Below are 21,950 nucleotides of genomic sequence, written 5' to 3' on the forward strand. Positions count from 1 at the left end.
GTGATCGCCGCGTGTTTCGCGCCGCCGCACAATCCGCCCATGCCGCGCATCCTCCTGATCGATGACGACGAACACCTGGCCGCGCCGCTGGCCAGCTACTTCGCGCGCTTCGGCTGCACGCTCGACAGCGCGCAGCGCCCCAGCGAGGGCCTGGCCCGGCTGCGCGAGGCTGTGGCCCCCATGCTCCCCGCTGCGCGAGGATCGCTTCCCCCCGAGAGGGAGCCCGCCGCTTTGGGGCGGCCCGGCAACGGCGGCTACGACGCCGCCATCCTCGACGTCATGCTGCCCGAGATGGACGGCTTCGCGCTGTGCCGCCTCATCCGCGCCCAGCCCGGCTTCGGCGACATCCCCATCGTCATGCTGACGGCGCGCGGCGAGGTGATGGACCGCGTGGTGGGCCTGGAGATGGGCGCCGACGACTACCTGCCCAAGCCCTTCGAGCCGCGCGAACTGGTGGCGCGGGTGCAGACCATCCTGCGCCGCCAGCGCGTGCGCCCATCGCCGGCACCGCAGGCGCCGCCGCATGCCGCGCTGCTGCGTTTCGATGGCCTGAGCATCGACCTCGACCGCCGCGCCGTGCTGCGCCAGGGCGAGCCGGTGGAACTGACCAGCACCGAGTTCGAACTGCTCGCGCTGCTGGCGCGCGAGCCCGGCAAGGTCTTCGGCCGCGACGACATCCTCAACCGGCTGCGCGGCCACGAGGCCGATCTGTACACGCGCGCGGTGGACATCGTCGTCAGCCGGCTGCGGCGCAAGCTGGAGCCGTTGGCGTGCATCAAGACGCTGCGCAACGCCGGCTACACGCTGGCCGTGGCGCCGGCCGCGCAGGTGCCATGAAACCCGCGCCGCAGGCGCCGCGCTGGCGCCAGTCGCTGCGCGTGCGGCTGGTGCTGCTGTTCATGCTGCTGGCGCTGGCCACGGCCGCCGTGTTCATCGGCGGCGTGAAGCGGGCCTTCAGCGGCGGCTGGTCCGAGGCCGCGCGGCCCCTGCTCATCGACTACGCCGACCGCCTCGTGGCCGAACTGGGCAGCCCGCCGGATGTGGCGCGGGCGCAGGCCCTGGCCGAGCGCCTGCCGATCACGCTGGACATCCGCGGGCCGCAGGTCAACTGGTCCTCCGACCCGCAGTCACCGCACCGCTGGCGTGAGCGGCGGCTGGACGACGAGGGCGTGCAGGCGGGCGACGCCTGGTTCGTGCGCCGCACCGCCGATGGACACCGCGTCACCTTCGGCGCCTCGCCGCGGATGTGGCGCGTGGTGCCGCATGCGACCGGATGGCTCACGTTGGCCGCGCTGCTGGCGCTGGTGGCGCTGGCCTACGCCGTCGTGCAGCACCTGCTGCGCCCGCTCACGGACATCCGCGAAGGCGCCGAGCGCTTCGGCCGCGGCGAGTTCGGCACGCCCATTCCGGTGCGCCGCGCCGACGACCTGGGCGCGCTGGCGCAGCGCATCAACACCATGGCGCAGGACATCCAGGCCATGCTCGACGCCAAGCGCGCGCTGCTGCTGGCCATGAGCCACGAACTGCGCTCGCCGCTGACCCGCGCGCGGCTCAACGCCGAACTGCTGCCCGACACGCCCGAACTGGCCGCCGAACGCACGGCCCTGCTGCGCGACCTGGGCGAGATGCGCGACCTCATCAGCGACCTGCTCGAAAGCGAACGCCTGGCCAGCCCGCACGCGGCCCTGCAGCGCGAAAGCGTGGACCTGCCCGCGCTGGTGCGCGAGGTGCTGCAGGAACTGGGCGCGCGCGGCGGCGCCACGGCGAGGGCCGCACGCGCCGTGCGCCTGGAGGTGGCGCCGGGACTGCCCGCACTGGCGCTGGACCGTGCGCGCGTGCGCCTGCTGCTGCGCAACCTGATCGACAACGCGCTGCGCCATGGCGCGGGCGCGGGCTCGGCGCAGCCGCCGCCCGTCGTGCATCTGCGGCCCGTCGCGGCGGATGGCACGGCGCTGGAGATCGAGGTGCGCGATTTCGGCCCGGGCGTGAGCGAGGACATGCTGGCCCGGCTGGCCGAACCCTTCTATCGGCCCGACAGCGCCCGCGCGCGCGCGGCCGGCGGCGTGGGCCTGGGCCTGTACCTGTGCCGCCTGGTGGCGCAGGCGCATGGGGGCGTGCTCACGCTGCGCCATGCCGCGCCGGGGCTGTCGGTCCGCGCGCGGCTGCATTGACGCGACGGCCCTTGTCGCTTCGGGCACGCACGCCAACCCGCGTCATCGCCTAGCATGGCCGCCATCCCCACCGAACCGGAGACCGCCATGAGCACCGCCACCAACCGCCAATTCCGCCTCGCCAGCCGCCCGCGGGGCGCGGCCACGCGCGAGAACTTCAGCTTCCACGCAGAGCCCGTGGCCCAGCCCGCCGAGGACGGCGTGCTGGTCAAGAACCTGATGCTCTCGCTGGACCCGGCCATGCGCGGCTGGATGAACGAGGGCCGCAGCTACATCCCGCCCGTGGGCATCGGCGAAGTGATGCGCGCCGGCGGCGTCGGCCGCGTGGTGGCGTCGCGGAACGCGGCCTTCGCCGTCGGCGACGTGGTCCATGGCACGCTGGGCGTGCAGGACTACGCGCTGGTGCCCGGCGACGAGGTCAAGCGCAGCGGCCTCGTGAAGATCGACCTGGGCGTCGGCACGCCCGGCCAGTGGCTCAACGTGCTGGGCATGCCCGGCATGACCGGCTACTTCGGCCTGCTCGACGTGGGTCTGGCCCAGGCTGGCGACACCGTGGTCGTCTCCGGCGCCGCCGGCGCGGTGGGCCAGACCGTGGGCCAGCTCGCGAAGATCAAGGGCTGCCGCGCCATCGGCATCGCCGGCGGCCCGGCCAAGTGCGAGTGGGTGGTCAAGGAACTGGGCTTCGACGCCTGCATCGACTACAAGGCCGGCCCCGGCGCAGTGCGCGAGGGCCTGAAGGAACACGCGCCCAAGGGCGTGGATGTGTACTTCGACAACGTCGGCGGCGAGATCCTCGACACCGTGATGGCCAAGCTCGCGCGCAAGGCCCGCATCGTCATCTGCGGCGCCATCAGCCAGTACAACAACGCCAACAGCGCGCCCGCGGCCGGCCCCCGGAACTACCTGAGCCTGCTGGTCAACCGCGCGCGCATGGAAGGCATGGTCGTCTTCGACTACGCCGACCGCTACCCCGTCGCCATCGCCGAGATGGCCGGCTACCTGAAGGACGGCCGCATGAAGAGCCGCGAGGACATCGTGCCCGGCCTGGAGAACTTTCCCGAAGCCCTGGGCAAGCTGTTCTCGGGCGAGAACTTCGGCAAGCTGGTGCTGGAAGTGGCGCAGGATTGAGGGCCTGGATACTATTGAATTAATAGCTGTTAGCGCAATATCCACGCCGGCTTCAGGCCGATTTTCCTTGTAATCCGCGCCTCAGCGCGCGCGCGTGCCGAGCACGGCGGCGCCCAGGATCAGGGCGGTGGCCAGCGCCACGTTCCCGCTCAGGGGCCGGCCGCTGGCCCACAGCAGCAGCAGGGTGGACAGCAGCGGCGTCAGGTAGCTCAGCACGCCGATCTGGCGCGCGTCGCCCAGCTTCAGCGCCCTGTCCCACAGGAAGAACGCACCGCCCAGCGGGCCCAGCGCCAGCACCGCGATCAGCAGCACGTCGCGCGCCGACAAGCTGACGGCCGGCTCCAGCAGCGCGTGGCAGGCCAGCGCCAGCACGCCCGACACCAGCCCGAAGCCGCCGATGGCCGCCGTCGGAAAGCCGCGCCCGGTCATCGCCAGCCGCTTGGTCAGCAGCGAGTAGCTCGACCAGATGAAGGCGGCGCCCGCCGCGCAGGCGTAGCCCAGGGCGGCGTGGCCGCCCGCCGCATCCGCCACCGGCATACCGCTCGGCGCGCGGCCCAGGATGGCGATCGCCGCCCCGGCGAAGCCCGCCAGCGCCGCCAGCACGTGCGCTGGCCCCAGGCGCACGCCCGGCAGGATCAGCGGCGCCATCAGCACGATGCCCAGCGGCCACAGGTAGTTGACCAGGTTGGCCTCCACCGGCGGCGCCAGGCGCAGCGCCGTGAACAGCAGGAAGTGGTAGCCGAACAGCCCGTACACGCCGATGCCCAGCGTCCGCCAGGGCACGGCCAGCCGCCGCGGGTCGAAGCGCGCCAGGGGCAGCGCGATCAGGCTGCCCGCCAGCAGCCCCAGCCCGGTCAGCAGGAACGGCGGCACGTGCGCCAGCGACGCGCCCAGCGTCGCCAGCGAGGCCCACAGGCCGATGGCCGCCAGGGCGTACAGGTTGGCGGCGGTGCGCGAGGAGGTGGTCATGGCGGGCTACGTCGGCCGGGGCTGGAACGCGATCAGCGCCATGCCCGCCAGGCTGACCGCGACCCCGGCGAGGTCCCACGCGGTGGGGCGCACCCCGTCCACGCCCCACAGCCACGCCAGCGCCACGGCGATGTAGACGCCGCCGTAGGCCGCGTAGACCCGGCCGGCCGCGGTCGGGTGCAGCGACAGCAGCCAGGCGAAGAGGGCCAGGCTGGCCGCCGCGGGGACGAGCAGCCACGCCGAGCCGCCGCGCGTCAGCCACAGGTGGGGCAGGTAGCAGCCCACGATCTCCGCGATCGCCGTGGCGACGAACAGCAGCAGCGTCTTCAGCTTACACCCCTGCCGCCTGGGCCTGCTTGTCCGCGTGGTAGCTCGACCGCACCATGGCGCCCACGGCGGCGTGGGTGAAGCCCATGGCGTAGGCCTCGTCCTCGAACATCCTGAAGACGTCGGGATGCACGTAGCGGCGCACCGGCAGGTGGGCGCTGCTGGGCGCCAGGTACTGGCCGATGGTCAGCATGTCCACGCCGTGCGCGCGCAGGTCGCGCATCACCTGCAGGATCTCGTCGTCGGTCTCGCCCAGGCCGACCATGATGCCGCTCTTGGTCGGCACGGCAGGGTGCAGGGCCTTGAACTTCTTCAGCAGGTTCAGGCTGTACTGGTAGTCGCTGCCGGGGCGCGCCTCGCGGTACAGGCGCGGCACCGTCTCCAGGTTGTGGTTCATCACGTCGGGCGGCGCGGCCTTCAGGATCTCCAGCGCGCGGTCGTCGCGACCGCGGAAGTCGGGCGTGAGGATCTCGATCTGCGTGCCGGGCGAGCGCGCGCGCGTCTCGCGGATGCAGTCGACGAAGTGCTGGCTGCCGCCATCGCGCAGGTCGTCGCGGTCCACGCTGGTGATGACCACGTACTTGAGCTTGAGCTGCGCGATGGTGTTGGCCAGGTTGACCGGCTCCTGCGGGTCCAGCGGGTCGGGGCGGCCGTGGCCCACGTCGCAGAACGGGCAGCGGCGCGTGCACTTGTCGCCCATGATCATGAAGGTGGCCGTGCCGTGGCCGAAGCACTCGCCGATGTTGGGGCAGCTCGCCTCCTCGCAGACCGTCACCAGCTTGTTCTGGCGCAGGATGTCCTTGATCTCGTAGAAGCGCGTGGTCGGGCTGCCGGCCTTGACGCGGATCCACTCGGGTTTCTTGAGCGCGGGGCCGGCGCGCTCGACCTTGACCGGGATGCGCGAGAGCTTGGCGCCGGCCTTCTGCTTGGCGCGCGGGTCGTAGTGTTCGCGGCTCTGGGCTTCGCGGACGACGGGGGCATCGGGGCCGGCCTGGGGTGGGGTCATGGTGTTCCTTGGATGGCCAACAGGCGGCCGAGCTGCGCGGCCAGTTCGCGCGCCGCCTCGTCCCAGGTGACCGGAACGCCGATTGTAGAAAGATCGACCGTCTGCAAGCCCGGGTAGCCGCAGGGGTTGATGCGCGCGAAGGGCTCCAGGTCCATCGCCACGTTCAGCGCCACGCCGTGGTAGCCGCGGTGCTGGCTGACCTTGATGCCCAGCGCGGCGATCTTGCCCAGGCCGCCGAAGTCGGGCTGCGGCGCGGGCGCGCCGGGCACGTGCTGCCGCGGCCTTTGCGCCAGCACGGCGTGGCTGAATGGATCATCGAGCCGCACGTAGATGCCCGGCGCGCCGCCGACGCGGTGGCCGGTGACGCCGAAGCGCGCCAGCGTGCGCAGCACGGCTTCTTCCAGCCGGTGCACGTATTCCTTGACGAAGATGCCGCGCCGCCGCAGGTCGATCAGCGGGTACGCCACCACCTGGCCGGGGCCGTGGTAGGTGACTTGCCCGCCGCGGTCGGTGGGCACCACGGGGATGCCGCCCGGCGCCAGCACGTGCTCGGGCCGACCCGCCAGGCCAAGCGTGAAGACCGGCGGATGCTCGCAGATCCACAACTGCTCGCGCTGGTCCGGCGCGGGCTGGGCGATGAAGTCCTTCATCGCCTGGAAGGTGGGGGCGTAGTCCGCGCGGCCCAGGAAACGGATCTCCATTTGCTATTAATAAAGTAGCTTATGGCGCAATTCGGGTGCGGGCTGGTGCCGATTTTTTCTTGAAATCACAGCACCCAGCGCGCCATCGGGTGCGTGGACAGCGCGCGGTACAACTCGTCGAGCTGCTCGCGGCTGGTGGCCAGCACGGTGATGGTCACGCCCAGGTACTTGCCGCCGCCGCTCTCGCGCAGCTCGATGGTGGCGGCGTCGAAGCCGGGGTCGAACTGGCGGGCGATGTGGGTGATGGCGTGGACGAAGCCGTCTTCGTTGACGCCCACCACCTTGATGGGGAAGGGCGCCGGGTACTCGATCAGCGATTCGCGGCGCTCCTGGGCGGGGTCGTCGGCGGGCGGTGTGGCGGGGGTGGTCATGGGGTGAAGAGGGCGTCCTTGGCGCGTTGGTAGGCGGCGTACAACCGGTGATAGACGGGGCCGGGCCGGCCGCCGCCGACGGGGCGGCCGTCGAGCGTGGTGACGGGCAGCACCTCGCGCGGGGCCGACGACAGCAGCAGCTCGTCGGCCGCCAGCACCTCGGCGCGCGGCAGGCGGCGCAGCGCGAAGCCGATGCTCTCCTGGCGGCACAGCTCCTCGATGAGGCCGTAGCGGATGCCCTCCAGCACCAGGTGGTCCGCGGGCGGGCCCATCACCACATCGTCCTTGACCACCCACACGTTGCAGGCGGCGGCCTCGCTCAGGAAGCCGTCGCGGAACATCACCGTCTCCAGCGCGCCCGCGTCCACGCTGATCTGGCGCGCGAACACCGCGCCCAGCAGGCTGGTCGACTTGATGTGCGCCTTCTGCCAGCGGAAGTCGTCGGCCGTGACGCAGGCCACGCCCTGCGCGCGCTGCGCGGGCGTGGGCGGGTTCGTCGGCAGGCAGGTGGCGAAGACGGTGGGCGCCAGGCCCACCAGCATCGCATGGTCGCGCAGCGCCACGCCGCGCGTGACCTGGAGGTAGTAGAACCAGTCCCGAGGCTCGGGTTCGGCATCGTTTTGGCCATTGGCCTGCGCCCAGTCTGCATGAGAAGCTATCAAATCAAGAGCAATTCGATGCCATTCGGCCCGCGTTCGCGGGTTGGGGATGCGGGTCTCGCCCAGGCTGCACTCCAGCCGCGCCATGTGCTGCTCGAAGCGGAAGGCGCGCGGCGTCTGGCCCGGCCGGGCGTGGATCGCGATACCCTCGTACACGCCGTCGCCGAAGATGAAGCCGCGGTCCAGTGGGCTGATGCGCGCCTCGGGCAGCGACGTGAATTCGCCGTTCAGGTAGCAGGGCAGCGCGGGCAGATGCTGGGTGGAATAGCTCATGCGGCCATTGTCGCGCGCCCCGCGCCATTGTCGCGCGTGTGCCCATGGCGCCACACAGAAGTCCTGACCGGTACGGGTTCCACATATAATCCAGCGTTTTTGGGGCCGTCGCCGGGTGTCGTTGCAGTGTCAGTGAATGCGAAAAAAAGCGCACTGCGATCAAAATCCTCGGTGAGGGCCGCGCACAATCACACAGAAGAGGTTGCCGAGGAGGCGTTCCAGCCGCTCAGCGCACAAGAGGCGCGGCAGTGGCGGCTGAATCACCCGCAGGGTTCCCTTTGGCATGTGCTGGCGATGCAGCTCGCTGCCGGTGTCGCGGTGGCGGCCCTGGCGGGTCTGCTCACTGGTCGCATGGCGATCGCATGGTCGGTGGCCTACGGGGTGCTGGCGGTGGTGGGGCCAGCGGCGCTGTTCTTGCGCGGCACGGTGGGGCGGTTGACCACCCAGGCGGGCGGGGCGCTGCTGAACCTGTTTCTGTGGGAGTTTGTGAAGATTGTGCTGACGGTGGTGCTGCTGGTGCTGGCGCCTCGTCTGGTAAGGGAGCTGAGCTGGCCGGGGTTGCTGATCGGCTTGGTGGTGGCGGTGAAGGTGTACTGGTTGAGCTTGATGCGCATGAGCCTGCGCGCCGCCAGACGCCCGAACTAGTCCGAAGAGGAAGAACACCCGGTGGCGCACTGCCAGCGGGCCTGATGGATACGGATGCGAAACGCTCATGAGTGCTGAAACTGCTGCTGCCCACGGGCCCACGGCGGGCGAATACATCGGTCACCACCTGACCCATTGGCAAAACCGCCCCATGAAGGGCGTCATTGACTTCGGCGTTGTCAATTACGACTCGATCTTCTGGGCGCTGGTGCTGGGCGTCGTGGGCTGCTGGCTGCTGTACCGCGCGGCCAGGACCGCCACCTCCGGCGTGCCGGGCCGCTTTCAGGCCGCCGTCGAGTTCCTGGTGGAGATGGTGGACAACCAGGCCAAGGGCATCGTCCACAACGCGCACAGCCGCAAGATGGTGGCCCCGCTCGCGTTGGCCGTGTTCGTCTGGATCTTCCTGCTGAATGCGATGGACCTGCTGCCGGTGGACCTGATTCCCAAGGTGTGGGCCTGGATCTTCGGTGTCGCCGGCCATGACGAGCACCACGCCTACATGCGCTCTGTGCCCACGGCCGATCTGTCCACCACGCTGGGCATGTCGATCGGCGTGCTGCTGGTCTGCCTGTTCTACAACGTCAAGATCAAGGGCGTGGGCGGCTGGGCGCACGAGCTGGTGTCGGCACCCTTCGGCACCAGCAAGAACCCCCTGTTCGCGCTGCTGCTGGGCATCGCCAACTTCGCCATGCAGATGATCGAGTTCCTGGCCAAGACCGTGTCGCATGGCATGCGACTGTTCGGCAACATGTACGCGGGCGAACTGGTGTTCATGCTGATCGCCCTGATGGGCGGCGCCGCCGCGGCCTCGCTGTCGGGCGTGCTGCTGCCGGTGGGCCACGTCCTCGCGGGCACCGTCTGGGCCATCTTCCACATCCTGATCATCACCTTGCAGGCCTTCATCTTCATGATGCTGGCGCTGGTGTACATCGGCCAAGCGCACGACGCGCACTGATCGCCGCTGCCCTTCAGTTTCTCTTTTCCTTAAACCAACCTCACTTTTCTTCTACAGGAGCTTTCAAATGGAACAAGTACTCGGCCTCGTCGCTCTGGCTGCTGGTTTGATCATCGGTCTGGGTGCCGTCGGTGCCTGTATCGGCATCGGCATCATGGGCAGCAAGTACCTCGAATCGGCCGCCCGTCAGCCTGAGCTGATGAACGAACTGCAGACCAAGATGTTCCTGCTGGCCGGTCTGATCGACGCCGCCTTCCTGATCGGCGTCGGTATCGCCATGATGTTCGCCTTCGCCAACCCCTTCGTGCTCAAGTAAACACCCCGGCTTTCGTTTCGCCGCAAGTGTTTCAACTGACTGAAAGGGTGCTGCCGTGAGCATTAACGCAACCCTGTTCGTCCAGATGATCGTGTTCGCGATCCTGGTGTGGTTCACGATGAAATTCGTGTGGCCCCCGATCGCGAAGGCGCTGGATGAGCGGGCTCAGAAAATCGCCGACGGCCTGGCCGCGGCCGACAAGGCCAAGACCGAGCTCGCCGCCGCCAACAAGCGCGTCGAGCAGGAATTGGCTGCCTCGCGCAGCGAAAACGCCCAACGCATGGCGGACGCGGAGCGCCGCGCCCAGGCCATCATCGAGGACGCCAAGGCGCGTGCCACGGAAGAAGGCAACAAGATCGTCGCGGCCGCCAAGGCAGAAGCCGATCAGCAGTCCATCCGCGCGCGCGAGGCCCTGCGCGAGCAGGTGGCGCAACTCGCCGTCAAGGGTGCCGAGCAGATTCTGCGCAAGGAAGTCAATCCGGCGGTGCATGCCGAGTTGCTGTCGCGCCTGCAGACCGAGCTGTGATGATAGGAGCGGTTCATGGCTGAATTCGCGACCATCGCGCGCCCGTACGCGGAAGCGTTGTTCAAATCCTGCCGCGACGATCTGGCGGGCACGCAGGGCTGGCTGGATGGCTTGGCGCTGGCGGGTTCGCATGACGAGCTGCTTCCGTTCGCGGCCAACCCGAAAGCGCGTGAGAACCAGGTGTTCGATCTGGTCTCCAGCGTGCTCGGCACGGCGTTGCCCACACGCGCGGCCAACTTCCTGCGCACCGTGATCGACAACGATCGCCTGGCGGTGCTGCCCGAGGTGGCGCGCCAGTTTCGCGCGCTCGCCAGCGGTGTCGGCGGGACCACGGATGCCGTCGTGTACACGCCCTTCCCGCTGTCCGCGGGCGACCTGGCGAATCTGCTGCGGTCGCTGGAGCGGCGCTTCGGGCGCAAGTTGCAGCTGACCCAGCAGGCCGACCCGTCGCTGATCGGCGGTGTGCGCGTGGTGGCGGGCGACGAGGTGCTCGACACCTCCGTCAAGGCGCGCCTCGAACAAATGAAATCGGCCCTGACTGCCTGACACAGGCAGGCCCTGGCTGCTCGATAACTTATACGACTAGGAACGAGTCATGCAACTCAATCCCACCGAGATTTCAGAACTGATCAAGAGCCGCATCGAGGGCCTGGGCGTCAGCGCCGATGTGCGCAACCAAGGCACCGTGGTGTCGGTCACCGACGGCATCGTGCGCATCCATGGTCTGTCGGACGCGATGCAGGGCGAGATGCTGGAGTTCCCGCCCACGCCCGGCGGCCAACCCACCTACGGTTTGGCCCTGAACCTGGAGCGCGACTCGGTCGGTTCCGTGATCCTGGGCGAATACGAGCACATCTCCGAGGGCGACACCGTCAAGTGCACGGGCCGCATCCTGGAAGTGCCCGTGGGCCCCGAACTGATCGGCCGCGTGGTGAACGCGCTCGGCCAACCCATCGACGGCAAGGGCCCGATCAACGCCAAGATGACGGACGTGATCGAGAAGGTCGCCCCGGGCGTGATCGCGCGCCAGTCGGTGAGCCAGCCGGTGCAGTCGGGCCTGAAGGCCATCGACTCCATGGTGCCGGTGGGCCGCGGTCAGCGCGAACTGATCATCGGCGACCGCCAGACCGGCAAGACGGCGGTGGCGATCGACGCCATCATCAACCAGAAGGGCCAGAACATGGCCTGCGTGTACGTCGCCATCGGCCAGAAGGCGTCGTCCATCAAGAACGTGGTGCGCGCCCTGGAGCAGGCCGGCGCCATGGCCTACACCATCGTCGTGGCCGCCTCGGCCTCCGAGTCGGCCGCCATGCAATACGTGGCCGCCTACTCCGGCTGCACCATGGGCGAGTACTTCCGCGACCGCGGCGAGGACGCGCTGATCGTCTATGACGACCTGTCCAAGCAGGCCGTGGCCTACCGCCAGGTGTCGCTGCTGCTGCGCCGCCCGCCGGGCCGCGAAGCCTTCCCCGGCGACGTGTTCTATCTCCACAGCCGCCTGCTGGAGCGCGCCGCCCGCGTGAACGCCGATTACGTCGAAGCCTTCACCAAGGGCGCCGTGAAGGGCCAGACCGGCTCGCTGACCGCGCTGCCGATCATCGAGACGCAGGCCGGCGACGTGTCCGCCTTCGTGCCGACCAACGTGATCTCCATCACCGACGGCCAGATCTTCCTGGAAACCAACCTGTTCAACTCCGGCATCCGCCCCGCCATCAACGCCGGCATCTCGGTGTCGCGCGTGGGTTCCGCAGCGCAGACCAACTGGATCAAGGGCCTGTCCGGCGGTATCCGTACCGACCTGGCGCAGTACCGTGAACTGGCGGCCTTCGCGCAGTTCGCCTCCGACCTGGACGAAGCCACCCGCAAGCAGCTCGACCGCGGCGCCCGCGTGACCGAACTGCTCAAGCAGCCGCAGTACAGCCCGCTGTCCATCAGCCTGATGGGGGCCTCGCTGTTCGCGGTCAACAAGGGCTACATGGACGATCTGGCCGTCAAGCAGATTCTCCCGTTCGAAAGCGGCCTGCACGGCTATCTCAAGGACAAGCACGCCGCGCTGCTGCAGACCATCGAGCAGAACGGCGCCAAGTGGGACAACAAGCCCGCCAAGGATTCCGACAGCGCGGACAAGAAAACCTTCAAGAAGACCTGCATCGACGCCGAGGCCGAACTGACCGCGGCCATCGAGGCCTTCAAGAAATCCTTCGCCTGAGCATCCTGACTTAAGGAGCCACGACAATGGCAGTAGGCAAGGAAATACGCGGCAAGATCAAATCGGTGGAGAACACCAAGAAGATCACCAAGGCCATGGAAATGGTCTCCGTTTCCAAGATGCGCAAGGCGCAGGACCGCATGCGCGCGGCACGCCCCTATAGCGAGAAGATCCGCAACATCGCGACCAACCTCGGGGAAGCCAACCCCGAGTACGTGCACGCGTTCATGAAGACCAACGACGCGAAAGCGGTCGGCTTCATCGTGGTGACCAGCGACAAGGGCTTGTGCGGCGGCCTGAACACCAACCTGCTGCGCGCCGTCACCACGCGCCTGCGCGAAGCGCAGGCGGCGGGCCAGGCGATCGAGACGGTGGCCATCGGCGGGCGCGGACTGGGTTTTCTCAACCGCATCGGCGCGCGCGTGGTCGCGCACGTCACCCACCTGGGCGACACGCCGCACCTCGACAAGCTGATCGGACCCGTCAAGACGCTGCTGGACGCCTATGCCGAAGGCAAGCTCTCGGCGGTGTACCTCTGCTACACGCGGTTCATCAACACCATCAAGCAGGAGCCCGTGGTCGAGCAACTGCTGCCGCTGTCGGCCGAGCGCATGCAGGAAGAGACCCGCAACAGCGGCTCGCAGCGTTCGTGGGACTACCTGTACGAGCCCGACGCCCAAAGCGTGATCGACGACCTGCTGGTGCGCTACGTGGAGGCGCTGGCCTACCAGGCGGTGGCCGAGAACATGGCCTCCGAGCATTCCGCTCGCATGGTGGCCATGAAGGCCGCCACGGACAACGCCGGCAACGTCATCAACGAACTGAAGCTGGTCTACAACAAGACCCGCCAGGCGGCGATCACCAAGGAACTGTCGGAGATCGTGGCCGGCGCGGCCGCGGTCTGACGCCGTTCAAAGACGAATCACATCATTGGAGCAATACATGGCTCAAGTTCAAGGAAAAATCGTTCAGTGCATCGGCGCCGTGGTCGACGTGGAGTTCCCGCGCGACCACATGCCCAGGGTCTACGATGCGCTCAAGATGGACGGCTCCCCGCTGACGCTGGAAGTGCAGCAGCAGCTCGGCGACGGCATCGTGCGCACCATCGCGCTGGGCTCGTCCGATGGCCTGCGCCGCGGCATGATGGTGACCAACACCGAGCGCCCGATCATGGTGCCCGTGGGCACCGCCACGCTGGGCCGCATCATGGACGTGCTGGGCAACCCCATCGACGAGCGCGGGCCCGTCAGCCATGAGCACATGGCGTCCATTCACCGCAAGGCCCCGACCTACGACGAGCTGAGCCCGTCGCAGGAGCTGCTGGAGACCGGCATCAAGGTGATCGACCTGATCTGCCCCTTCGCCAAGGGCGGCAAGGTGGGCCTGTTCGGCGGCGCCGGCGTCGGCAAGACCGTGAACATGATGGAGCTCATCAACAACATCGCCAAGGCGCACAGCGGTCTGTCCGTGTTCGCCGGCGTGGGCGAGCGCACCCGCGAGGGCAACGACTTCTACCATGAGATGGCCGAATCCGGCGTCGTCAACCTGGAGAACCTGGGCGAGTCCAAGGTGTCCATGGTCTACGGCCAGATGAACGAGCCGCCGGGCAACCGCCTGCGCGTGGCGCTCACGGGCCTGACCATCGCCGAGTCGTTCCGCGACGAGGGTCGCGACGTGCTGTTCTTCGTGGACAACATCTACCGCTACACGCTGGCCGGCACCGAGGTGTCCGCGCTGCTGGGCCGCATGCCCTCCGCCGTGGGCTACCAGCCGACGCTGGCCGAGGAAATGGGCCGCCTGCAAGAGCGCATCACCTCCACCAAGGTCGGCTCCATCACCTCGATCCAGGCCGTGTACGTGCCGGCCGACGACTTGACCGACCCGTCGCCCGCCACCACCTTCGCCCACCTGGACTCCACCGTGGTGCTGTCGCGCGACATCGCCGCGCTGGGCATCTACCCCGCCGTGGACCCGCTCGACTCCACCAGCCGCCAGCTCGACCCGCTGGTGGTGGGCGAGGAGCACTACAACGTCGCCCGCCAGGTGCAGGGCACGCTGCAGCGCTACAAGGAACTGCGCGACATCATCGCCATCCTGGGCATGGACGAACTCAGCCCCGAGGACAAGCTGGCCGTGGCCCGCGCGCGCAAGATCCAGCGTTTCCTGTCGCAGCCCTTCCACGTCGCCGAGGTGTTCACCGGCTCGCCCGGCAAGTACGTCTCGCTCAAGGACACCATCCAGGGCTTCAAGATGATCGTGAGCGGCGAGTGCGACCATCTGCCCGAGCAGGCTTTCTACATGGTCGGCACCATCGACGAAGCGATGGAGAAGGCCAAGAAGGTCTGATCTCGCCTCCCGGCGCCGAGCGCTCAGCCTCGGCGCCTGATGCTCAAACAGGAACGAAAGCATGGCCAACACCATTCACGTCGACGTGGTCAGCGCCGAGGAGTCCATCTTCTCGGGTGAGGCCACGTTCGTCGCGCTGCCCGGCGAAGCCGGCGAGCTGGGCATCTACCCGCGCCACACGCCGCTCATCACGCGCATCAAGCCCGGCTCGGTGCGCATCCAGAAGGCCGGCGGCGGCGAGGAGTTCGTGTTCGTCGCCGGGGGCATCCTGGAGGTGCGGCCCCATGTCGTCACCGTGCTGTCCGACACCGCCATCCGCGGCAAGGACCTCGACGACGAGAAGGCCAACGCCGCCAAGCGGGCCGCCGAGGAAGCGTTGAAGAACGCCAAGAGCGAGATCGACATGGCCCGCGCCACGTCCGAACTGGCAGTCCTGGCGGCCCAGATCGCCGCGCTGCGCAAGTACCGCCAGAAGCGCTGAGCGTACCTCGGCGCCTGCCGCGAAGCCCGCCTTCTGGCGGGCTTTGTTCTTTGGGTGCGCCCAGCATGGTCACACACCTGCGGGTGCAAGTCCCGCTGCGAGCTGGTCACGGTGAGCAAAGCGAAGCGCAACTGCGCGAGGGCGACCGAGCGTGGGAAGGAAGCGTGGAGCGTAAATCGCGAGCCGATGGACAAGAACCGCATAGAAGGCGTTGCCAAGCAGGGCGAGCGGGCGAGAAACCGCAAAGCTCTTGTGACCAAAGCGAGGTGGCGTAGATGCGGCGGTTGTGCGAAGAAGGTGTGCGTTCTTACCTGGGGAGATCTCGCCTTGTGGGTGAAAGCCCGACGGCTTTGCCGGAGCGAGAAGTCAGCAGAGGTCGTAGTAGCTGGAGCCGGGGCTGAGGAAGCCACAAGGCAAGGGCGAAGGACCGAACGAGAGTGAGTGACTGAGGACACGTGTGATGTCAAAGGCCATGCGTCAGATGCCGGGGAAATCCGGGCGGGAGGGCGTAGCGCGCGGTGAAGCCGCGCGTGATCCCACCAGCGACGAAGCCTGCGGCCCGCTGCTGGAGCACCAGGGCACAGGGTCGGCAAAGCCGAAGGCGGGCACTGGTGGCCTGCTGGAGGCGGCGCTGACGAGAGAGACTGGGTCTTCCCAGACTCTCATGACCTCAAACTCTCGAACCGCCCGGTGCGGACCCGCATGCCGGGTGGTGTGGCAGGGGTGCAGTCCATCAGGGCTGCCCCCTATGCCGATATCGCCGATCCCGGTTCCCGCAGTCTGGGCGCCGGGGCCAGCATTCCCTAGAATGGCCGCCATGTTCATCGGCAAACCCCGGCTCGACGAAAGCGTTCAGAACAAGGCCGCCACGCTGCTGGTGACGGACGGCGCGCTGGTGGCCCTGAGCAAGGCCGATGCCCGCAAGGTCGTGGACTACATGCGCCCGCACCGCGTGCCGGTGGGCACGGTGCTGATCCGCGAGGGCCAGACCGGGCGCAGCGACTTCATGGCGCTGGTCCTGGGAGGCGAGGTCACGGTGGAGAACGCCGTGGCCCACGACGGCATCGTGGTGTCGGTGCTGGGCCCCGGCAGCCTGATCGGCGAGATGGGCCTGATCGACCAGAGCCCACGCTCGGCCACCTGCACCGCGGCGAGCGACGTGGCGCTGGCGATGCTGACGCGCGAGGCGCTGACCCGGCTCATCGACGACGAGCCGGCAGTGGCCGCGCGCCTGCTGCTGGCCATGTCCAAGCGCATCGCCGACCATCTGCGCGACACCAACCGCAAGCTGCTGACCCTGGCGCAGGTCAGCAAGGCCCTGCAGCAGGAGCTGGACGCGGTCCACTCGGTCAACAGGCGCCTGGTGGACCAGGTGGCGGCGCTGGAACAGCGCGGCGCCCGGGCCGCGGGCTGAGCGCCCGGTCCGCTCAGAACCTGTGAACCAATAGCCTCGGGCCGGCGTTGAGCGGTGCATGAGCACCGACGCCGATCAGCCGAAGCCCGAACAGCGCCACGCGGGGTTGTTCGACGAACAAGAGCTGCCCATTCCGGCAGCCCGAAGCGAAGAGGTCGCCAGCGGTGCATCTGCCGCGGTGCGCGTGATGAGTCCGCAGCGAGACCAAGTCGAGCTGCGGGCCTGCGACCTGGACTCGCTGCTGCCGCCCGATCACCCGACCCGCACGGTGTGGGCGTTCGCGCAATCGCTGGACCTCGCGCCGCTGTACGCGCGCATCAAGGCCGTGCAAGGCGGCGCCGGACGCCCGGCGATCGACCCGGCGATCCTGGGCTGTGGGCCACCGTCGACGGCGTGGGCTCCGCGCGTGAGGTCGACCGCCTGTGCGAGCGCGACAACGCCTACCGCTGGCTGTGCGGCGGCGTCGGGGTCAACTACCACTCGCTGGCGGACTTGCGCACCGAGCATGAGGTGTGGCTGGACCAACAGCTCACGCGCAGCATCGCCTCGCTGCTCGATCGCAAGCTGGTGACGCTGAACGTGGTGGCGCAAGACGGCCTGCGCGTGCGTGCCTCGGCCAAGGCGGCAAGCTTCCGGCGCAAGGGTCGACTGCAGCAACTCATGGCTCAGGCGCAGACTCAGGTGCAGGCGTTGAAGGCCGAACTCGATGCCGACGCGGGCGCCAGTTCGCGGCGCAAGCACGCCGCCCAGGAGCGCGCCGCGCGCGAGCGTGAACAGCGCCTGGCGCAAGCGCTGGCGACGATGGATGAGATCGACAAGGCGCGTGCGCCGAAGAAGGCCGCCGCTGCTGCAAGGACGAGCCGCCCGCGGGCACCCCGCCGGCGGCCAAGGCCGAACCCGAGCCGCGCGTGAGCAGCACCGACCCCGAAGCACGGGTCATGAAGATGGCCGACGGAGGCTTCCGCCCGGCGTTCAATGCCCAACTGGCGGTGGACGCGGCCACTCAGCTCATTGCCGCGGTGGACGTGGTCAACAGCGGCAGCGACATGAACCAGATGGTGCCCATGCACGCGCAGCTGCAGCGGCGCTACGAGATCACCCCTGCGCACTGGCTGGCCGACGGCGGCTTCACCAAGCTGCCAGCCATCGAACACCTGGCCGAGCAAGGCACTGCGCCGATGCTGCCGCTACCCAAGAGCCGCAACCCCAACATCGACCCCTACGAGCCCAAGAGCACTGACAGCGAGCATCTGGCCGCATGGCGACAACGCATGGCCAGCCCCGAAGGCAAGTTGCTGTACACGCGGCGCGGGGCTATGGTGGAGTGCGCCAACGCCCAGCTGCGACGGCGTGGACTGCTGCAGTTCAACGTGCGTGGCCTGGCCAAGACCCGTGCCGTACTGCTGTGGCACGCGCTGGCCCATAACCTCATGCGCATGGCCTCGCTGAACATCGCCTTCGTGTACTGAAGCACGGGCGAATACGCCCGTATCCGGGCCTTACCGGCTCGCGCCAGCATCCCTGCAAACCCACCTACCGGCTCGCGCACCCGCTGAACCGCCCGCACCAGCGCCGCGCGGTCGATTGCGTCGCCGCAGGTCCATTGCCGTCTCGGTCATGGCGTCAGGCGTTTGCTTCACAGCTTCTCAGCGCAGCACGGGCTCGTCGGGCAACTGGTTGAGAGGCCGTAGCGGCGCGTCCTCGGCCTCGGGGAAGTGGGCCACCAGCACGGCCGACACTTCCTCCAGCGCCTGTGTCAGCCCGTCCTCGAAGCGGCCCTCGCGCAGGGCGCCGCCCAGTTGCCGCGCCATGGCCTGCCAGGCCGCGGGCGGGACGAGGCGGCTGACGCCCCGGTCGGCCACCAGCTCGATGGCGTGCTCGGCCAGCAGCAGGTAGATCAGTACGCCGTTGTTGTGCTCGGTGTCCCACACGCGCAGCTTGGAGAACATCATCAGCGCGCGCTGGCGCACGATGTCCTCGGCCGACAGGCCGTCCCGCAGGTGGCGCCAAAGGTAGCTGGTGGGCAGGCCGCCTTCCACGCAGATGCGGATCTCGCCGGTGTGGCGCCGCTCGCTGGCGGCCACGCGCTGGCGCAGCCGCTCGGCCAGCGCGGGCGGCACGGCGCGGCGCGCGTCGGCCTCGTCCAGCCAGCGGTGGCGCAGCAGTCGGGCGATGGTCTTGATCATGGGCCTCACCAACTTCCACTGGCGCCGCCGCCGCCGAAATCACCCCCGCCGCCGGAGCCGAAGCCGCCGCCGCGGCCCCAGCCCCCGCTGGATGGCGGCAGGATGACCGGCCCGCCCCAGCCGCCGCCGCGTCCGCGCGAGCGCGGCAGGGCCGACATGGCGCCGGCCAGCAGCGCGTACAGCAAGGCGATGGCGCCCGCCACCGCCGCCAGCGCGATGCTGGCGGTGACCACGAAGGTCAGCCCGCCCGCGCCGGCGCCCGTGGCCAGCGCGCCCAGCTTGCGCCCGAGGATGCCGCGCGCGACGGCGCTGACCACCGGCACGGCGATGAACAGCAGGATGGCCGCCTCGAACAGCCCGAACCCGTTCTCGATCGCGCCGGCCTGGCCCGGCGGCGCGGCCACGGGCGGCAGCGCCTCGCCGCGCACCAGCGCGTCGAGGCGGTCCACGCCGGCCTGCAGGCCGCCCGCGTAGTCGCCCTGGCGGAAGCGCGGCGCGATCGCCTCATTGATGACATGGCTGGCGGCGATGTCGGGCACCGCGCCTTCCAGCGTCTTGGCCACCTCGATGCGGATGCGCCGGTCCTGCACCGCCACCAGCAGGATCAGGCCGTCGCCCACGCCCTTGCGGCCGATCTTCCAGGTGTTGCCCACGCGGTTGGCGTAGGCGGCGATGTCCTCCGGCGCCGTGGTGGGCACCACCAGCACCACCACCTGCGCGCCCTTGTCCTGCTCCAGCGCGGCCAGCTTGGCCTCCAGCGTGCCGCGCTGCGCGGCGTCCAGCGTGCCGGCGGTGTCGATCACGCGCGCGGTCAGCGGTGGCACCGGTAGCAGTGCCTGGGCGTGTGCGCCGAAGACCGAGAATGCTATTAATAAAATAGCTATCAGCGCATAACGGATGCGGGCTGGAGGCACTTTTTATCCAAGTATGGCCGGTGGACTGGACGGTTCGGCCGATCAGCGCGAGGCCGGCTGCGCCGCGCCGCCGCCGAAGTCCACGCGCGGGGCGCGCGAGATCTCGGCCTCGTTGGCCACGGTGAAGTTCTCCTTCGCCTTGTAGCCGAAGACCATGCCCGTCAGGTTGGTCGGGAAGCTGCGCGCCAGCACGTTGTACTCCTGCACGGCCTGGATGTAGCGGTTGCGCGCCACGGCGATGCGGTTCTCGGTGCCTTCCAGCGCCACGCGCAGGTCCGAGAACGCCTTGTTGGCCTTCAGGTCGGGGTAGCGCTCCACCGTCACCATCAGGCGGCTCAAAGCGCTGGACAGCTCGCCTTGCGCGGCCTGGAACTGCTTGAACGCCTCGGGGTTGTTCAGCGTCTCGGGCGTGACCTGGATGCTGGTGGCCTTGGCGCGCGCCTCGATCACGCGGGTCAGCGTCTCTTGCTCGAAGTTGGCCTCGCCCTTGACGGTGTTGACCAGGTTGTCGATCAGGTCGGAGCGGCGCTGGTACTGGTTGACGACCTCGCTCCAGGCCGACTTGGTGGCCTCGTCCAGGCGCTGGAAGTCGTTGTAGCCGCAGCCGCCGAGCGACAGGGCCGCGGCCAGCACCGCGCCGAGTTTGATGAGCCAGCTTTTCATGGGTTGTTCTCCGAAGGATGAAGAGATTGTTCGCGGCGCAACATACCACGCCGCCGGCGGGTTGGCGTGTAGGTGGAGGGCGCGTCGCGCGGGCCGGCGTGACGGGGTTCACGCCGCGCCCAGGAGGCACAATGCGCTTTTGGTTCGACCGCTCCCCAGCCCGCGCCATGCCCAAGTCCCGCTACCGCGCCGCCGCCCTCGGCGGCTCCGCCGACGAGGTGGAAGCCGCGTTCTACGACGCCCTGCACAACGGCGACATCGACCAGCTCATGGCCTGCTGGGCCGACGAGGACGACATCGTCTGCGTCCACCCCGGCGGCCCGCGCCTGGTGGGCGCGGCGGCCATCCGCGGCGCCTTCGAGGCCATGTTCGCCCACGGCGTCATCCGCGCCACGCCCGAGCGCCTGCGCCGCGTCGAGTCGCTGGGCGCCGCCGTTCACAACGTGCTGGAGCGCGTGGACGTGCTCACCGCCGAGGGCACGCAGCGCGCCTGGGTCGTCGCCACCAACGTGTACCTGAAGACCGCGCAGGGCTGGCGCCTGGTCGCCCACCACGCCAGTCCCGGCCGCAGCGAGGTGGCCGAGGCGACGGCGCCGGGGCAGTTGCTGCATTGAGGAGCGGATTTTGAATGAAATTCGGCCGTAGCCAGCATGGATACTGCGCCAACAGCTATCAATATTGAAGTGAATGCCTACCGCGCCCCGCCCTGGCTGCCCGGCGGCCACCTGCAGACCATCTGGCCCGCGCTGCGCGCACGGCGCGCCGGCGGGCCGCGCATCGCCTACCGGCGCGAGCGCTGGGACACGCCCGACGGCGACTTCGTCGATGTCGATCTGCTCGACGCCCCCTCGGGGCGCGTGGGCGCGCCCTTGCTCGTGCTGTTCCACGGGCTCGAAGGCTCCTCGCGCAGCCACTACGCCGAAGCCTTCGCCGGCTGGGCCCGCGCGCACGGGCTGGGCTTTGCCGTGCCGCACTTTCGCGGCTGCTCCGGCGAGATCAACCGCGCGCCGCGCGCCTACCACTGCGGCGACTTCGAGGAAGTCGGCTGGATGCTGGCGCGCCTGCACGCCCTGCAGCAGGCGCGCGGCGGCGGGCCGTTGCTGGCCGTCGGCGTGTCGCTGGGCGGCAACGCGCTGCTGCGCTGGGCTGGCGAGACGGGCGCGTCGGGCGCGCAGCGGGTGGCCGCCATCGCCGCCGTCTGCGCCCCGCTGGACATGACGGCCGGCGGCCATGCCATCGGGCGCGGCTTCAACCGGCAGGTCTACACCCGCATGTTCCTGCGCACCCTCAAGGCCAAGGCGCGCGCCAAGCAGGCCCAGCACCCCGGCCTGTTCGACGCGGCGCGCCTCGGCGGCGTGCGCGACCTGCACGCCTTCGACCAGCTCTTCACCGCGCCGCTGCACGGCTTCGCCAGCGCCGACGACTACTGGCGCCGCGCCTCGTCCAAGCCGCACCTGGCGCGCATCCGCGTGCCGGCGCTGGTGCTCAATGCCCGCAACGATCCCTTCGTGCCCGCCGCGTCGCTGCCCCGGCCGGGCGAAGTCGGCCCCTGCGTGACCCTGTGGCAGCCGGCCGAGGGCGGCCACGTCGGTTTTCCCCAGGGCGCGCCGCCGGGGCACCTGTTCTGGCTGCCCAGGGCCGTGGGCGGCTGGCTGCTGCAGCAGGGCGCGCCGTCCGCCTCATAATGGGC

24 protein-coding genes and 1 pseudogene are annotated in these 21,950 nt (G+C 69.2%); 16 read left to right on the forward strand and 9 right to left on the reverse strand.

Annotated elements, in window-relative coordinates:
• Nucleotides 1-39 precede the first annotated feature (39 nt).
• The 3 genes from IPG65_RS07535 (at nt 40) to IPG65_RS07545 (ending at nt 3,299) form a co-directional block, all read left to right on the forward strand.
• Nucleotides 40-837: a response regulator transcription factor gene (locus IPG65_RS07535; RefSeq protein ID WP_293188615.1), complete on the forward strand. Its 798-nt coding sequence runs from the start codon at nt 40-42 to the stop codon at nt 835-837.
• The gene (locus IPG65_RS07540; RefSeq protein WP_293188616.1) at nt 834-2,171 is read left to right on the forward strand and encodes a HAMP domain-containing sensor histidine kinase; all 1,338 of its coding nucleotides are present in this window, start codon (nt 834-836) and stop codon (nt 2,169-2,171) included. Before IPG65_RS07535 ends, IPG65_RS07540 begins: the two co-directional genes overlap by 4 nt.
• Nucleotides 2,172-2,258: 87 nt before the next feature.
• A complete protein-coding gene (locus tag IPG65_RS07545; RefSeq protein WP_293188617.1) occupies nt 2,259-3,299 on the forward strand; it encodes an NADP-dependent oxidoreductase in 1,041 nt (346 codons plus the stop codon).
• Between the two features lie 81 nt (nt 3,300-3,380).
• Here IPG65_RS07545 and IPG65_RS07550 read toward each other — a convergent pair whose 3' ends face one another.
• From IPG65_RS07550 to IPG65_RS07575, 6 genes are all read right to left on the reverse strand, one after another.
• Complete coding sequence (locus IPG65_RS07550) at nt 3,381-4,268, reverse strand: DMT family transporter (protein ID WP_293188618.1); 888 nt, start codon at nt 4,266-4,268, stop codon at nt 3,381-3,383.
• Between the two features lie 6 nt (nt 4,269-4,274).
• Nucleotides 4,275-4,598 carry a YnfA family protein gene (locus IPG65_RS07555; RefSeq protein ID WP_293189995.1) on the reverse strand — a complete coding sequence of 108 codons (324 nt, stop codon included), beginning with the start codon at nt 4,596-4,598 and terminating at the stop codon, nt 4,275-4,277.
• A gap of 1 nt (nt 4,599) precedes the next feature.
• Entirely contained in the window at nt 4,600-5,601 is a 1,002-nt protein-coding gene (lipA, locus tag IPG65_RS07560) for a lipoyl synthase (protein ID WP_293188619.1), read from the reverse strand.
• On the reverse strand, nt 5,598-6,302 hold the full coding sequence (lipB, locus tag IPG65_RS07565) for a lipoyl(octanoyl) transferase LipB (RefSeq protein WP_293188620.1): 705 nt from the start codon (nt 6,300-6,302) through the stop codon (nt 5,598-5,600). The genes lipA and lipB overlap by 4 nt, the downstream gene beginning before the upstream one ends.
• Nucleotides 6,303-6,367: 65 nt before the next feature.
• Complete coding sequence (locus tag IPG65_RS07570; protein ID WP_293188621.1) at nt 6,368-6,673, reverse strand: DUF493 domain-containing protein; 306 nt, start codon at nt 6,671-6,673, stop codon at nt 6,368-6,370.
• The gene (locus IPG65_RS07575) at nt 6,670-7,605 is read right to left on the reverse strand and encodes an aminotransferase class IV (protein WP_293188622.1); all 936 of its coding nucleotides are present in this window, start codon (nt 7,603-7,605) and stop codon (nt 6,670-6,672) included. The genes IPG65_RS07570 and IPG65_RS07575 overlap by 4 nt, the downstream gene beginning before the upstream one ends.
• 132 nt (nt 7,606-7,737) lie before the next feature.
• Here IPG65_RS07575 and IPG65_RS07580 point away from each other — a divergent pair, with 132 nt between their 5' ends.
• The 11 genes and pseudogenes from IPG65_RS07580 (at nt 7,738) to IPG65_RS07630 (ending at nt 17,966) form a co-directional block, all read left to right on the forward strand.
• Complete coding sequence (locus tag IPG65_RS07580; protein ID WP_366820261.1) at nt 7,738-8,250, forward strand: ATP synthase subunit I; 513 nt, start codon at nt 7,738-7,740, stop codon at nt 8,248-8,250.
• Between the two features lie 67 nt (nt 8,251-8,317).
• A complete protein-coding gene (gene atpB, locus IPG65_RS07585) occupies nt 8,318-9,205 on the forward strand; it encodes a F0F1 ATP synthase subunit A (protein WP_293188623.1) in 888 nt (295 codons plus the stop codon).
• A gap of 67 nt (nt 9,206-9,272) precedes the next feature.
• On the forward strand, nt 9,273-9,521 hold the full coding sequence (atpE, locus tag IPG65_RS07590; RefSeq protein WP_293188624.1) for a F0F1 ATP synthase subunit C: 249 nt from the start codon (nt 9,273-9,275) through the stop codon (nt 9,519-9,521).
• Nucleotides 9,522-9,576: 55 nt separating this feature from the next.
• A complete protein-coding gene (locus IPG65_RS07595; RefSeq protein WP_293188625.1) occupies nt 9,577-10,047 on the forward strand; it encodes a F0F1 ATP synthase subunit B in 471 nt (156 codons plus the stop codon).
• A gap of 15 nt (nt 10,048-10,062) precedes the next feature.
• A complete protein-coding gene (locus IPG65_RS07600) occupies nt 10,063-10,593 on the forward strand; it encodes a F0F1 ATP synthase subunit delta (protein WP_293188626.1) in 531 nt (176 codons plus the stop codon).
• Nucleotides 10,594-10,642: 49 nt separating this feature from the next.
• A complete protein-coding gene (gene atpA / locus IPG65_RS07605) occupies nt 10,643-12,256 on the forward strand; it encodes a F0F1 ATP synthase subunit alpha (protein WP_293188627.1) in 1,614 nt (537 codons plus the stop codon).
• Between the two features lie 26 nt (nt 12,257-12,282).
• On the forward strand, nt 12,283-13,161 hold the full coding sequence (gene atpG / locus IPG65_RS07610) for a F0F1 ATP synthase subunit gamma (RefSeq protein WP_293188628.1): 879 nt from the start codon (nt 12,283-12,285) through the stop codon (nt 13,159-13,161).
• A gap of 37 nt (nt 13,162-13,198) precedes the next feature.
• The gene (gene atpD, locus IPG65_RS07615) at nt 13,199-14,602 is read left to right on the forward strand and encodes a F0F1 ATP synthase subunit beta (RefSeq protein ID WP_293188629.1); all 1,404 of its coding nucleotides are present in this window, start codon (nt 13,199-13,201) and stop codon (nt 14,600-14,602) included.
• A gap of 61 nt (nt 14,603-14,663) precedes the next feature.
• Nucleotides 14,664-15,083, forward strand: coding sequence for a F0F1 ATP synthase subunit epsilon (locus tag IPG65_RS07620; RefSeq protein ID WP_293188630.1), 420 nt, complete (start codon nt 14,664-14,666; stop codon nt 15,081-15,083).
• Between the two features lie 817 nt (nt 15,084-15,900).
• Complete coding sequence (locus IPG65_RS07625; RefSeq protein WP_293188631.1) at nt 15,901-16,497, forward strand: Crp/Fnr family transcriptional regulator; 597 nt, start codon at nt 15,901-15,903, stop codon at nt 16,495-16,497.
• Nucleotides 16,498-16,681: 184 nt separating this feature from the next.
• Nucleotides 16,682-17,966: pseudogene (locus IPG65_RS07630) on the forward strand (IS1182 family transposase).
• Between the two features lie 177 nt (nt 17,967-18,143).
• Here IPG65_RS07630 and IPG65_RS07635 read toward each other — a convergent pair.
• From IPG65_RS07635 to IPG65_RS07645, 3 genes are read right to left on the reverse strand one after another with little or no spacing between them, the layout of a single operon-like run.
• A complete protein-coding gene (locus tag IPG65_RS07635; protein ID WP_293188632.1) occupies nt 18,144-18,683 on the reverse strand; it encodes a TPM domain-containing protein in 540 nt (179 codons plus the stop codon).
• Nucleotides 18,684-18,688: 5 nt separating this feature from the next.
• On the reverse strand, nt 18,689-19,597 hold the full coding sequence (locus IPG65_RS07640; RefSeq protein WP_293188633.1) for a TPM domain-containing protein: 909 nt from the start codon (nt 19,595-19,597) through the stop codon (nt 18,689-18,691).
• Between the two features lie 42 nt (nt 19,598-19,639).
• The gene (locus IPG65_RS07645) at nt 19,640-20,260 is read right to left on the reverse strand and encodes a LemA family protein (RefSeq protein ID WP_293188634.1); all 621 of its coding nucleotides are present in this window, start codon (nt 20,258-20,260) and stop codon (nt 19,640-19,642) included.
• A 167-nt stretch (nt 20,261-20,427) separates the two neighbouring features.
• On the opposite strand from IPG65_RS07645, the gene IPG65_RS07650 reads away from it, so the two are divergent.
• Together IPG65_RS07650 and IPG65_RS07655 are read left to right on the forward strand one after the other, a co-directional pair.
• Complete coding sequence (locus IPG65_RS07650; RefSeq protein ID WP_293188635.1) at nt 20,428-20,874, forward strand: nuclear transport factor 2 family protein; 447 nt, start codon at nt 20,428-20,430, stop codon at nt 20,872-20,874.
• A 36-nt stretch (nt 20,875-20,910) separates the two neighbouring features.
• Nucleotides 20,911-21,945, forward strand: coding sequence for an alpha/beta fold hydrolase (locus tag IPG65_RS07655; RefSeq protein WP_293188636.1), 1,035 nt, complete (start codon nt 20,911-20,913; stop codon nt 21,943-21,945).
• The last annotated feature ends 5 nt before the right edge of the window (nt 21,946-21,950 follow it).

The sequence above is a fragment of the Ottowia sp. genome (assembly GCF_016703145.1).
Classification (GTDB): Bacteria; Pseudomonadota; Gammaproteobacteria; order Burkholderiales; family Burkholderiaceae_C; genus Ottowia.